This is a genomic window from Aquimarina sp. AD10, assembly GCF_003443715.1.
Taxonomy (GTDB): Bacteria; Bacteroidota; Bacteroidia; order Flavobacteriales; family Flavobacteriaceae; genus Aquimarina; species Aquimarina aggregata.
Genome location: NZ_CP031965.1, coordinates 5,813,024 through 5,825,297, shown reverse-complemented (window position 1 = coordinate 5,825,297; position 12,274 = coordinate 5,813,024). Strand labels below are relative to the sequence as shown.

The following is a 12,274-nucleotide window of genomic DNA, read 5'->3' as shown; positions in this document are numbered from 1 at the left end:
TAGAAAAAAACAAAAATAAAAAAGGAGTTTTTAAAAGTTAGTTGTTTTATTAGTATAATCTGAGTACAAAAAGATTACATTTTTATGAATACGAAAATCAGTATAATTCTATTTTTATTTATCACAATTACATTAGGGTTTTTCTCTTCTTGTAGGAGTGAATCTGATGAATTACCTCAGATAGTAGATAATGGGTTTCTTCAACCTGATTCTAGAATTACTAATTTTATATTGCGAGCAGCTACTAATGATGGTGCATTAGATGACAGTCTTGACAAATCCAGTTGTTTTACAGTAAAATTCCCATACACCATAACTGTTACAGGGGTACAAACAACACTAGCTTCTATAGTAGAACTAAGAACTTTTGAAGCCTCTTACAACCCTTCTAACCCAGTTACTTATAGTTTTCCTATAACTCTTGTCTATGGTGATTTTTCTGAGGTATTAGTTAATGATAATACGCAATTTGTACAATTGGTAAATACTTGTAATGACACTGATGAAAATATAGCATGTATAGACTTTGAATATCCTTTTTCTGCCTCAGGTTTTGATTCACAAGTAGAATTAATACGAACTATAAATTTCGAAAAAGACCTTGACCTTTACCAATTCATTGATGATCTAAAAAGAGATGATCTGATTACTATAGATTTTCCTATTACAGTTAATATTTCTGATGGTGCTGTTTTAAGAGTTAGTAGTATCGGAGAGTTAGAAAATACTTTTGATGATGTGTTAAGAAATAGATGTGATAATGTTTCTAACTAGTAAAAACAGAGAATACCAAATCTTTTAACCTAAATAATTGTCATATTATGCTAATTTATCTTAAAATTATAGGGATTTTATCAATTAATACTATAATTTTGTTTCAATGCTTTAAAAAAACAAAAGACCTTTCAAACAAATTCTAATAAGCAGTATCAAAAAATACTCTGCAGACCTAGAAACGTATTTATTTTTTTAAATAGCGTTATAACCATTGCTCTTTTGCTGTTATTTTGATCGCTCAAAAACACCACTACTTGAGTCTGATTATAATTTCAGAAAAAGATTTCACTTAATGTATAACACACAAAACTTAAACACAAATACATTAAGGCTTAACAATACTAAACTCAACAAACACCGAAATCCCATGTCAAAATTATTAAAACGAATGTCCAAGTACAAGCTACTAATAAGTGGAACTTTTCTAGTAGTTTATTGCATTTTTATGGCGTATTTGATTGTAAATCTGAATTTTTGACCTACAGCATCTTCTTGTTTCAAAACAAGACTAACTATTTAACCAAATAACTAAATAGCAAAAAAACCTCCAATATATATTGGAGGTTTTCTTATTTAAAATAGTTTTTTATTATCTGTAATTAACAGGAGTCTTTCGTTCTTTCGATACTTGTTCATAAGCATACCCTAACTGTAATAGTTTTGTTTCTGAAAAAGGTTTTGCAATTAACGTTAACCCTTTAGGCTGTCCTTTTAACGTATATCCCATTGGAACGGTAAGCGCCGGGTATTTTGCCACAGCTGCATATCCAGCATGATAGTTATTAATCGATAGGATAGCATCTAACTTATGTGCATCAATATGTATATCAAAATAATTACGAGCCACTTTTTTCAAGTTTTCTTTAATCACCTTTAATTCATCACTTGTTGTACTATCAACAAGAATACCCTCAAACAACTGTTGACCATAAGGAATTCTTCTAACTGTATCTTGATTATTAAAAGCTACAGCATCTTCAATATTTTTGATATTTACATTATTTCCTCCTTGAGTACTGATATAATCAGGTAGGTCATTTTTCATGTCAATATTAAGAATACTTAAAAAGCTAGGCAAAGGGGTTTGTTTTGGTTCTATTTCATAAACACTGGCACCGGCATCTTTAATTTTGTTGACAGCAATTTGATAAAGTGAATCCTCTAAGAGTTCTTTTATGACACCAAATCTTCTGTTTTTTAAAGATACCCCCTTTATTGAATCTACAAAATTATCTTTGAGTTCAATCGAGGCTGCATCATCATTATCTTTTCCTACGACAGCTTTAAGAAGAATAGCATTATCAATAACATTTTTTGTCATTGGACCTGGAGTATCTAGAGTACTAGAAATAGGCACAATTCCTGTTCTGCTTAAAACTCCTATTGTTGGCTTAAGTCCTACCACAGAATTTTGACTTGCTGGAGATAAAATAGAACCACTTGTTTCTGTTCCTATGGCAGCTACACAAAAGTTAGCTGCTACAGTAACACCACTTCCTGAACTTGACCCTCCAGATTCAAAAATCATTCTTCCATAAGGGTTCATAGTCTGACCCCCAATTGCACTATACCCCACTGGGCAACCTGAACATAAAAAATAAGCCCACTCACTTAAATTAGCTTTACCTAAAATCAATGCATTTTTTTCGAGTAATTTTTTTGTAATAAAGGCGTTATTAGTATGATTATTTTGAAAAGCAATTGCGCCAGCAGTTGTGGGCATACCTTTAGTATTAATGTTATCTTTAAGTAATATCGGCATTCCAAAAACAGAATTTACATCGATTGTAGATTTGTCTGTTTTATCCAAAATCCTTGCTTCATTAAAGACTTCAGGGTTTAATGATATTACAGAATTTAACGATAACTTATTATCACTTTCATACTTTCTAATACGATAGACATAGAACTTTGTAAGTTCTTCATAGGTAATCTTACCTTCTTTTATAGTCTTTTGAAGGGTAGGAATATCTTTTTCAAGAACAACTTCTTTCAATTCATTATACTTTTCCTCAGAAAAGTTTTCTAATTCTGATGCCAATGTACTCCAAATATCATTTTTATCTACAACTTTTGAATTCACAAGTTTTAAATGCATTCGTGTTTGCTCTAACTCTTGTGTAGCTGCTAGATCAGCTGTTTCGTCATAAGGTTGCCAAACCACCTTAGGTTCTAACTTGTCTTTTACAACTTCTTTTTGTTGTTGTTTACAGGAAATTAAAACAAAAATTGCAAGAAGAAAAAGGCTTATATTTTTCATGAGGTGTTCTGATTTATTATTTATAAATTATATGCTTACTTTTTTACTTAATTTTTTTTACTCTTTTTTAGTGGCGTATTCTCCCAATATACATTTTCTCCTTCAAAAGTATTTATTCTTGACGTTGATAAGGGCTTAAATTTATTCATTGAAGCTGTATTGTCATTTTTCTTTTTTTCAGGAAAAACCTCTTGCACAAACAATTCTCTATATTGATTAACGGAAACTTTAGGTACCTTATGCAATGTATTTCCCTTTAGATCCTTTATCGTTTTAACCTTTATAGTAATATATTGGGGTAATTTTTCCAGACTAAAATCTGGTAAGGAAAATAACTTCTTTTTATCGACTATAACCCTTAAGTGGTCTTCTAAAATTAAAATGTTCTTAATTGCTAGTTTTTCTTCTTTATAGGTAATTTTTAAATTATTGTTTCTAGATGTAATTGAATTTTGATCTAGTTCTCTATTAAAAAAAATATCAAAAGAGGTATTCTCTATATTGAATACAACATCTGTAACTTTAAAATAGTGATCACTATTTGCCTCAAACTTATTATTGAAAGTGATATAGTTTAGATACATTTTTTCACCTATAGGGATATATTCTACGGTAACAGCGTATAAAGGTTCTTTAACTTCTTTCTCATACGATTGATAGCTCATCTTAAAAATTGCGAAATTCTCTTTAGAAATATAAATTTTACCCTTTGCATAGTGTTTTCCTCCTGTGGCTCCAACCTTAGTTGATATCTCTATTTCATAAATTGGTACATCGTTTAAATTGCGAACCCCGACTAATTTAAAAAGATGATTTTTCACAAAATCACTATCAAATTTATCCACATAAGAAAAAGCAAGTTGATCATGATTTCGTATTGCATTCGTAATATTTAAAAGATTAAGTTCGTTTCCCCCAAAAGGAGTAATTATAACATTTTTTAAATATTTTTTTGTTTTATTGTCATAAGGTATTGCTAATGTACTATCCCTTAAAAAACTTGTGTTTTGTTTATATTTATAAAGAAGTGTTTGATTTTCTTCATTTGTTAAATAATTCGTTCCAAATCCAGCATCAAAAACTTCGACAATAGCCTCATTTAAATTAATATATTCTATATCTGCATCTTCATTAAATATTAATTTATATGAATTATCTCTGGGCTGTTGATAATCTCTATAATACGCTATATAAGAAAAGTGGTTTTGGGGATAGTTATTTGAGATATTATCTATTGCGTTATTTACAATTTCTCTTGCAGTGAACTTTTTAACAGACTTATTTTTGTTAGAAACTAAAGTAACAGTCTCTAATTTTTCAATACCAGGCTCGATATAGATCGTATTAATTTGCCCTTTTTTGAGTTGATTAATAAAAACCTCTTTAGTTTTATAACCAATAGAAGACAAACTAATTTTCTCAGAAACCTCTAGATCAAAAGGTAACTTAAACTGTCCTTTGTCATCAGCAATTACTCCTAGGTTTGTTCCTACAAGTTTAACTGTTGCATAAACTACAGGCATATCAGAACCTTGATCCACAACTCGACAAAAATAAAAATCAGTATTAAGCTGACTTTGCATATTATAGCAAGTCATCGTGATAAACAAAATTGTTATTTTGATTATATCAATTTTATACCACATACCTACTTTTGTCTTTATTAATTCTGTTCAATACTTAACCCCTAATTAAAGGTAGTTTTCTAGTTTTATAAAAATCTATAAAAAAAGACGTTTCGATTATATCAAAACGTCTTTTTAACTATTTTATAACGATTGTACACCTATCAATGCTATCTTTATACTCTTTTTTCTTAGTTGTTTCGATTCCTTTTTAATGGGGTATTTACCCAATATTTTTCTTTTTCTTCTAATGGATTGATCTCAGACTCTAATAAAGGAGCATATTTATTCATTACTTTCAATCTTTTGTCCACTTTTTTTCCCGGAAAAACTTCTTGAACAAATATCTCTCTATATTGATTTACTTTTACAGAAGGAATCTTATCTAAAAGATTTCCATCTATATCTTTTATATTTTTAATCGTTAACCTAAGATCTCTCTTAAGGGTACTTTTATTAAAATCAGGAGAGGATAGTAATTGATTTTTATCAATTAAAACCCTAACATAATCATCAAAAATCAAAACTTCCTTTACATTTATTTTTTCTTGTTTGTAAGTATATTCGATTTTAAATCTATTCTTTTTAGAACTTATTGTTTTTTTATCAAATTTTCTATTAAAATAAACATCAAAGAAAAGATCTTCTTCATCAAAAACAGTTTTCTTTACTTTAAAATAATGATCACTATTTGCTTGAAATTTGTTATTAAATGTTAGGTAATTTAAATACATCTTTCCATTAATATCCTTGTATTCTAATGTCGCTGCGTATAATGGACTTTTTTTAATCTCTTTGTCTTTTTCGTACATTTCATAATTAAATTTATGAATTGCATAATTCTCCTTAGATATATATATTTTCCCTTTTCCATAATGAAGAGTTCCTGCAATCTTTGCTTCCGTTAGAAAACCAATTTTATAAATTGGAATATCCCCCAGATAACTAAGACCTTCTAATGTGAAAAAATGATTTTTCATGAAATCTTTATCAAACATATCGACAAAAGAAAACGTTACCTTATCATGATTTCTTAATATATCTGTAATATTAAGTACACTTAGTTCATTACCCCCCAATGGTGATATAGTAACATCTTTTAAGTATTTCTTTTTATCATTATCATAAGGGACTGAAAGGGTACTGTCTTGAATAAAAGTAGCATTTCTACCATAACTATAAAGCAATGTTTGGTTTTTGTTATCTCCAAAATAGTCTGTTCCAAAACCAGCATCAAAAACTTCAATTATACCTTCATTTAGATTAACATACTGAACACTTCCTTTACCCTTATACAGTTTTGAATAAGAGTCATCAGCAGGTTGCTGATAATCTCTATAATACCCTATATAAGAAAAAGGTGTTTTAGGATAGTTCATAGGGATTCTTCTAAGGGCTTTGGCTACAATCTCTTCTGCTGAAGGCTGCGGTAGTTTTTTCTTTTTCAATACTAAAGCTACAGCATCTAGCTCTTCAACTTTTGATTTTAAGTAAATGATATTAATTTGATCCTTTCGAAGTTCTTTTACCGATATTTCTTTGGTTCCAAAACCTATAGAAGATATTTCGATTTTTTCTATTGTATTTAGATCAAGAGGAAGTCTAAACTCTCCTCTATCATCAGATATGAGTCCTCTATTAGTTCCTATAAACTTTACAGTTGCATAAAGAATTGGTTGTTTCGAACCTTCTTCTAAGACTCTACAAAATAATTGATTTGCATCGACATGATCCTGAGCCTGAATTACATTTAGACAAGTACAGTAATATAATAATGTTATAAAAAATAACTTTTTAACCATATTTGCCCATTTTAAATTAAACGTTTTTATAAATAATCCTTAAAAACACAATTCACTATTCAACTTTTAATAGTAACAAAAAAAGGTATTTTGAAGAGATCAAAATACCTTTTTAACTATTTTATAACGATTACTTTTTATTTGAAAAAAGAATCTACAAATTCATATTTATTAAATACCTGAAGGTCTTCTATCCCTTCTCCTACTCCTATGTACTTTACAGGGATTTGAAATTGATCACTAATTCCAATTACCACACCACCTTTTGCCGTACCGTCTAATTTAGTTACTGCTAATGATGTAACTTCGGTAGCGGCTGTAAATTGCTTTGCCTGTTCAAAAGCATTTTGCCCGGTAGAACCGTCTAAAACCAACAACACATCATGAGGTGCATCCCCTATAACTTTTTGCATAACACGCTTAACTTTAGTAAGCTCATTCATTAAGTTAATCTTATTATGCAATCTACCAGCAGTATCAATAATAATAACATCGGCGTCTTGATTTACGCCAGATTCTAATGTATCAAATGCCACAGAAGCTGGATCACTTCCCATTGCTTGCTTAATTATAGGAACATCTACTCTATCTGCCCAAACTTGAAGCTGATCTATCGCAGCTGCTCTAAATGTATCTGCTGCACCTAGAACGACTTTTAATCCTCTATTTTTAAATTGATGAGCTAACTTACCTATAGTTGTAGTTTTTCCAACGCCATTAACACCTACAACCATAAGTACATATGGTTTTTTGTCCTTTGGAATTTCAAAGTCGGTAGCTTCTCCTACATTAGTTTCTGAAAGTAAACCTGCTATTTCTTCTCTTAAAATAGTATTTAACTCATCAGTTCCTAGGTATTTATCCTTTGAAACTCTGTTTTCGATTCTCTCTATTATTTTTATAGTAGTCTTTACACCTACATCACTGGTAACTAAAACTTCTTCTAGATTATCTAAAACGTCATCATCAACCTTTGATTTTCCGGCTACAGCCTTTCCTAATTTAGAAAAAAAACTTGTTTTAGATTTCTCTAACCCCTTATCCAGTGTTTCTTTTTTCTCTGAAGAAAATATTTTCTTAAATAGCCCCATTTGTATTATTCAATATGCTAAAATTCAACAATAATAGTATTAATTACTAAATATAAAAAGAAAGAGCCATTTCAATACAATTGAAACGGCTTCTTTTTAAAATATCTTGTTTGGGAAATTACTTTTTCTTGAAAAAATCGTTTACAGCCTCTGGTGCCATGATTGATTCAACAAAAGTATATGCTCCGCTTTTTGGAGATTTTACCATTTTAATGGCTTTAGTCAATCTCTTTGATCCTGTCTGTAACGTTGCTACTGATTTCTTTGCCATGTCTAATTATTTTATCTCTTTATGAACAGTCATTTTCTTTAAAACAGGGTTAAATTTCTTTAACTCGATTCTATCTGGAGTGTTCTTTTTGTTTTTTGTAGTAATGTATCTTGATGTACCTGGTTTTCCAGAGGCCTTATGCTCTGTACATTCTAATATTACTTGGACTCTATTACCTTTCTTTGCCATTTTTTAGTATCTTTTAAAAAAGGAGATTATTTAGTTAAGAAACCTTTTGCTCTTGCTTCTTTTAAAACAGCAGAGATTCCGTTCTTATTTATATTTTTTAACGCAGAAGTAGACACTTTTAGTGTTACCCAACGATCTTCTTCTGGGATATAAAAACGCTTTTTAATTAAATTCGCATTGAATTTACGTTTTGTTTTATTCATCGCATGAGAAACATTATTCCCAACCATTGCTTTTTTACCTGTAAGCTCGCAAACTCTTGACATCTCTTCTTAATTTTGGTATTATTTCAAAACAGGGTGCAAATTAACGAATTAATTACCGAACAACCAATAATACTTTAGTCTTTTTTTTGTTTAAGTGTAACTTTTTTTCAGAATTATAAAAAACAAGGATTTGCAACTATTTTAAAGAACATTTTGGTGCTGTAAAGTAAATAAATTAGGCTTTGCAACACAGTGACTTTGGAAGTTTTTACCTTATTTAAAAACGATTATACCATAAATTAACCACTATGACTACAAAAAACAATTAGAAATATTGAATTTTTAAAGGCATTGTTTTATCTTAGATAGACCAACTTTATTATAAATGCGCAGAAAAACAAACAAGTCATTAATTAATGAACACACTTTGGATATTGGAAAATTTTATTTCTATGAAAACTTTATTATTGCAGAGATAAAAGAAAACATCAATCTTAATTTTGAAAGTGGAAAACAACTTTTTCAGCTTGCACAAGACTATTACAAAAGTACTATTCCATATGTTTATATTTCTAATCGAATTAATTCATATTCTGTAAAACCAACAGAACATTATAAGTTAGAAAATATTTTTCCGAATTTCAAAGGTTATGCTATTGTTACTTATGATGATATCAGTTTTGAAGTTGCCAACTTAGAAAAATTATTCACCAATAGGCCTACATGTATTTTCAAAAATCTTGATAGCGCCATAGAATGGGTAGATCAAATTGTATTACCTGATTAATTTTTATTCCCGATTAAAAAATCATTATAAACATTACATTTTAAAAATCATTCTCTTATTTTCGGCCTTTTATATGTTATGATAGACAAAATTGACAAAAAACTTATCAAAAAATACACCCTCAAAATCGGTCAAGTTTATTTTTACGAAAACTTCTTTGTTGCCGAAATAAATGAAGGAATAACATTAAATTTTGAAAAATCAGCCATTTTATTTGAACTGGCTCAAATGCACTATACTGACAAAACCCCTTTTGTTTGTATTTCAAATAGAAAAAACTCCTATTCATTCGAACCAACTTCTCATTTTAAATCTGAGAAATTATTCCCTAATCTCAAGGGTTTTGCAGCCGTTATATACGATGATATAAGTAAGGAAGTTGCATCATTAGAGCAAGCATTTATCAATAAAATACCTTCTCGTATTTTTTATAGTCTAAAAGATGCAATAGACTGGGTCGATGAACTAATTGTTTCGCACTAATTTGTTATATGGTATTCTTACAAAATTTATCAAATATCATCTTTAATCCTTCTAAAAGAAATCAACACTAAATATTATTTAAATTTGTAACACACTAAATATCAAGTATAAAATGAAATAATATTTACCTTTTAACGACTCACTTAAAAACAAAAAAAGATAAGTCATGAAACTCGAAAATGACAAACTTATAGAAAAACACGATCTTAATTTGGGGGTCTATTATTTTTTTGAAAATTATTTTATTGCTGAAATAAAAGAAGGAGAGATTATTACTCTTAAAAAACTTGATGATCTTATTCCTTTGATACTTAAACATTATGGAAATGGGAAACCATTCTCTTATATTTCAAATAGAGTCAATTCTCATTCGATTTCTCCTGTAGATTATTTAGATTGCCCTCTAAATTCTATGAAGAATTTTTCGGGCTATGGAGTAGTTACGTATAATAAGATTTCTGAAAAATCGGTACATGTAGAAAAACATTTTGCCAGAAAACCCTTCTATCAGTTCAACACTCTAGAAGATGCAATTAACTGGTCTAAAAATATTTTATAAGTTTTTTGTTAGCACCCCCAGTATCAATTCAAACGCTTTATTAACCGCTTTACCAATAGTTCTTTCTCTTAGATTACTAAATATATATTTTTTAGAGAAAACACTATCAGGTGTAGCTATAGCTACAAAAACTGTCCCCACCTCTACATCACCATCACCTTTAGTAGGACCTGCATTTCCTGTTGTTGCAATTGCATAATCGGATTTAAATTTGTCTTTTGCAGCTAAAGCCATAGCTTCTGCTACCTCTGCACTTGTAACAGTATATTCTTTGATTACAGCGGGATCTATTCCTAAAACATCTATTTTTGACGCTGTAGCATAGGTTACAACTGCGCCTTTAAAATAAGCCGAAGCACCGGCATTAATAGTAAAAGATTGTGCTATCTTTCCTCCTGTACAACTTTCGGCAATAGCTAAAGTTTTACCTTGATCGACTAATAGACTGCCTATTTTTTTCTCTATAGTTTCATTTTCTTCAAAACCAACTATAATATCCCCAATTAGAGTCTTTAACTGGTCTACATTAATCTTAATTGCCTCTTCTAATACTGCCTTATTTTTACCTCTTGCTGAAAGCCGTAATCTGACCCTACCAAGATTTGGCAGATAGGCCAACTTTATAAATGAAGGTAAATTATCTTCCCAAGACTCAATTTTCTCGGCAATTGCACTTTCTCCCATACCATAGGTAAGTACAGTTTTATGCAAAATATAAGGTCTATCGAATCTTTTTTGTAATCCCGGAAGAACTTGACTTCTCATCAGTCCTTTCATTTCATAAGGCACACCAGGCATGGATATAAATACAGTATTATCCTTTTCTAACCACATCCCTGGAGCAGTACCGTATTGATTCATTAACACTCGTGAGGTACTAGGGACCATTGCTTGCTGCTTATTCACATCCGAAATAGGCGTAGAGATGTATTTTGCAAATAACTTTTCTACATGCACTAAAACTTCATCATTTTGAATTAGCTTATCATCAAAGTACTCACATATAGTATGCTTAGTTATATCGTCTTTTGTTGGACCTAAACCACCAGTTATGATGACAATATCAACTCGCTGTTTTGCCTCATCCAAAGCATTTAAAATATGTTTTTTATCATCACTTATTGATGTGATCTGATAAACATCCACGCCGATATCATTAAGTTCTTTTCCTATAAACGCAGAATTAGAATCTACGATTTGCCCGATGAGAATTTCATCACCTATAGTAATAATTTCTGCAAGCATATTTAGGCAAAATCTTCCTTAAGATGCTCTATAGCGTTATTAACTGCGGCAACAATATCATTTAAAACAGGTTTTATCTGTTCTTTTGCTTTATTATTTTTAGACCAGGCTTCTACTTGTTTGATCTGAGTCAAAAGATCTATATCAAATAGCTGAAGATTAGGTTTCATTTTATGAGCATATTGATATGCCATTTGTGGATTATCCGAATCAACAGCCTGAACCATACTATCAAGATCAGGTGGTATCTCTTCTAAAAACGTCTGTACCAAAACAGCTACAAATTCATCATCTCCTCCAGATAATTCATTCACATTTTTTAAACTATATCCTTTGCTCATTTACTTAATTTTTATTGAAAAAAATTGTTTATCGCTTATATATCCTGTCAGAATATCTTCTGCCTTTACGGATCCTACACCTGCTGGTGTACCTGTAAATATAACATCTCCTATCTTTAAAGTAAAATATTTTGATATATATTCTATTAATTCGTCAATCTTCCATAACATAAGTTTGGTATTACCTCGCTGAACAGTTTTACCATTTTTCTCTAAATGAAAATCAATATCATCTACATCTACGAATTCTTTTTTAGACACCCAATGTCCTATAACTGCAGCTCCATCAAAGGATTTAGCTTTTTCCCAAGGCAATCCTTTTTCTTTGAGTTTACTTTGTAAATCTCTAGCTGTAAAATCTATTCCTAAACTTATCTCATCATAATACTTATGAGCAAATTTCTTATCAATATGTTTACCCACCTTGTTTATTTTTATCAGTACTTCTACTTCATGATGAATATCATTAGAAAAATCAGGAATAAAAAAAGGTTGTTTTTTAAGCAAGATAGAGGTATCAGGTTTCATAAAAACCACAGGATCTGTTGGTCTTTCATTCTCTAATTCCTCAATATGATCCGTATAATTGCGACCGATGCAAATGAGTTTCATAATCCTAAAGTGATTTTAAAAGTAAA

Annotated in this window: 14 protein-coding genes; 4 read left to right on the top strand and 10 right to left on the bottom strand. The window is 30.0% G+C overall.

Features of this window, described 5'->3' with window-relative positions:
- Positions 1-84 precede the first annotated feature (84 nt).
- Positions 85-774, top strand: coding sequence for a hypothetical protein (locus tag D1816_RS24330; protein ID WP_118506035.1), 690 nt, complete (start codon positions 85-87; stop codon positions 772-774).
- A 592-nt stretch (positions 775-1,366) separates the two neighbouring features.
- Here the strand turns inward: D1816_RS24330 and D1816_RS24325 are convergent.
- The 7 genes from D1816_RS24325 to rpmB form a co-directional block, all read right to left on the bottom strand.
- On the bottom strand, positions 1,367-3,037 hold the full coding sequence (locus D1816_RS24325; RefSeq protein WP_118506034.1) for an amidase family protein: 1,671 nt from the start codon (positions 3,035-3,037) through the stop codon (positions 1,367-1,369).
- A 47-nt stretch (positions 3,038-3,084) separates the two neighbouring features.
- The gene (locus tag D1816_RS24320; protein ID WP_158597729.1) at positions 3,085-4,620 is read right to left on the bottom strand and encodes a carboxypeptidase-like regulatory domain-containing protein; all 1,536 of its coding nucleotides are present in this window, start codon (positions 4,618-4,620) and stop codon (positions 3,085-3,087) included.
- A gap of 233 nt (positions 4,621-4,853) precedes the next feature.
- Positions 4,854-6,464, bottom strand: a complete 1,611-nt coding sequence (locus D1816_RS24315; RefSeq protein ID WP_066313815.1) for a carboxypeptidase-like regulatory domain-containing protein — start codon at positions 6,462-6,464, stop codon at positions 4,854-4,856.
- Between the two features lie 137 nt (positions 6,465-6,601).
- Positions 6,602-7,555, bottom strand: coding sequence for a signal recognition particle-docking protein FtsY (gene ftsY, locus D1816_RS24310; protein ID WP_066313816.1), 954 nt, complete (start codon positions 7,553-7,555; stop codon positions 6,602-6,604).
- Between the two features lie 118 nt (positions 7,556-7,673).
- Positions 7,674-7,826 carry a DUF4295 domain-containing protein gene (locus D1816_RS24305; protein ID WP_082832419.1) on the bottom strand — a complete coding sequence of 51 codons (153 nt, stop codon included), beginning with the start codon at positions 7,824-7,826 and terminating at the stop codon, positions 7,674-7,676.
- Between the two features lie 6 nt (positions 7,827-7,832).
- Entirely contained in the window at positions 7,833-8,015 is a 183-nt protein-coding gene (gene rpmG / locus D1816_RS24300) for a 50S ribosomal protein L33 (protein ID WP_066313818.1), read from the bottom strand.
- A 26-nt stretch (positions 8,016-8,041) separates the two neighbouring features.
- Positions 8,042-8,281 carry a 50S ribosomal protein L28 gene (rpmB, locus tag D1816_RS24295; protein ID WP_066313819.1) on the bottom strand — a complete coding sequence of 80 codons (240 nt, stop codon included), beginning with the start codon at positions 8,279-8,281 and terminating at the stop codon, positions 8,042-8,044.
- Positions 8,282-8,606: 325 nt separating this feature from the next.
- Here rpmB and D1816_RS24290 point away from each other — a divergent pair, with 325 nt between their 5' ends.
- The 3 genes from D1816_RS24290 to D1816_RS24280 all read left to right on the top strand — a co-directional run bounded on the left by D1816_RS24290 (position 8,607) and on the right by D1816_RS24280 (position 10,050).
- Positions 8,607-9,008, top strand: a complete 402-nt coding sequence (locus D1816_RS24290; protein ID WP_066313820.1) for a hypothetical protein — start codon at positions 8,607-8,609, stop codon at positions 9,006-9,008.
- 78 nt (positions 9,009-9,086) lie between these two features.
- Positions 9,087-9,491 (top strand): hypothetical protein, encoded by a 405-nt coding sequence (locus D1816_RS24285; RefSeq protein ID WP_066313821.1) that lies wholly within the window; start codon positions 9,087-9,089, stop codon positions 9,489-9,491.
- A gap of 166 nt (positions 9,492-9,657) precedes the next feature.
- Entirely contained in the window at positions 9,658-10,050 is a 393-nt protein-coding gene (locus D1816_RS24280; protein ID WP_066313822.1) for a hypothetical protein, read from the top strand.
- Here the strand turns inward: D1816_RS24280 and D1816_RS24275 are convergent.
- The 3 genes from D1816_RS24275 to D1816_RS24265 are packed head-to-tail and all read right to left on the bottom strand — an operon-like array spanning position 10,045 to position 12,248.
- Complete coding sequence (locus D1816_RS24275; RefSeq protein ID WP_118506032.1) at positions 10,045-11,295, bottom strand: CinA family nicotinamide mononucleotide deamidase-related protein; 1,251 nt, start codon at positions 11,293-11,295, stop codon at positions 10,045-10,047. The genes D1816_RS24280 and D1816_RS24275 overlap by 6 nt on opposite strands.
- A gap of 2 nt (positions 11,296-11,297) precedes the next feature.
- Complete coding sequence (locus D1816_RS24270) at positions 11,298-11,636, bottom strand: Hpt domain-containing protein (protein WP_066313826.1); 339 nt, start codon at positions 11,634-11,636, stop codon at positions 11,298-11,300.
- Positions 11,637-12,248, bottom strand: coding sequence for a fumarylacetoacetate hydrolase family protein (locus tag D1816_RS24265; RefSeq protein WP_066313828.1), 612 nt, complete (start codon positions 12,246-12,248; stop codon positions 11,637-11,639).
- Positions 12,249-12,274 lie beyond the last annotated feature (26 nt).

Bases quoted from the DNA above. Each gene is read 5' to 3' on its own strand.
- D1816_RS24330 (WP_118506035.1), top strand. From the start codon at position 85: ATGAATACGAAAATCAGTATAATTCTATTTTTATTTATCACAATTACA.
- D1816_RS24325 (WP_118506034.1), bottom strand. From the start codon at position 3,037: ATGAAAAATATAAGCCTTTTTCTTCTTGCAATTTTTGTTTTAATTTCC.
- D1816_RS24320 (WP_158597729.1), bottom strand. From the start codon at position 4,620: ATGCAAAGTCAGCTTAATACTGATTTTTATTTTTGTCGAGTTGTGGAT.
- D1816_RS24315 (WP_066313815.1), bottom strand. From the start codon at position 6,464: ATGGTTAAAAAGTTATTTTTTATAACATTATTATATTACTGTACTTGT.
- ftsY (WP_066313816.1), bottom strand. From the start codon at position 7,555: ATGGGGCTATTTAAGAAAATATTTTCTTCAGAGAAAAAAGAAACACTG.
- D1816_RS24305 (WP_082832419.1), bottom strand. From the start codon at position 7,826: ATGGCAAAGAAATCAGTAGCAACGTTACAGACAGGATCAAAGAGATTG.
- rpmG (WP_066313818.1), bottom strand. From the start codon at position 8,015: ATGGCAAAGAAAGGTAATAGAGTCCAAGTAATATTAGAATGTACAGAG.
- rpmB (WP_066313819.1), bottom strand. From the start codon at position 8,281: ATGTCAAGAGTTTGCGAGCTTACAGGTAAAAAAGCAATGGTTGGGAAT.
- D1816_RS24290 (WP_066313820.1), top strand. From the start codon at position 8,607: ATGCGCAGAAAAACAAACAAGTCATTAATTAATGAACACACTTTGGAT.
- D1816_RS24285 (WP_066313821.1), top strand. From the start codon at position 9,087: ATGATAGACAAAATTGACAAAAAACTTATCAAAAAATACACCCTCAAA.
- D1816_RS24280 (WP_066313822.1), top strand. From the start codon at position 9,658: ATGAAACTCGAAAATGACAAACTTATAGAAAAACACGATCTTAATTTG.
- D1816_RS24275 (WP_118506032.1), bottom strand. From the start codon at position 11,295: ATGCTTGCAGAAATTATTACTATAGGTGATGAAATTCTCATCGGGCAA.
- D1816_RS24270 (WP_066313826.1), bottom strand. From the start codon at position 11,636: ATGAGCAAAGGATATAGTTTAAAAAATGTGAATGAATTATCTGGAGGA.
- D1816_RS24265 (WP_066313828.1), bottom strand. From the start codon at position 12,248: ATGAAACTCATTTGCATCGGTCGCAATTATACGGATCATATTGAGGAA.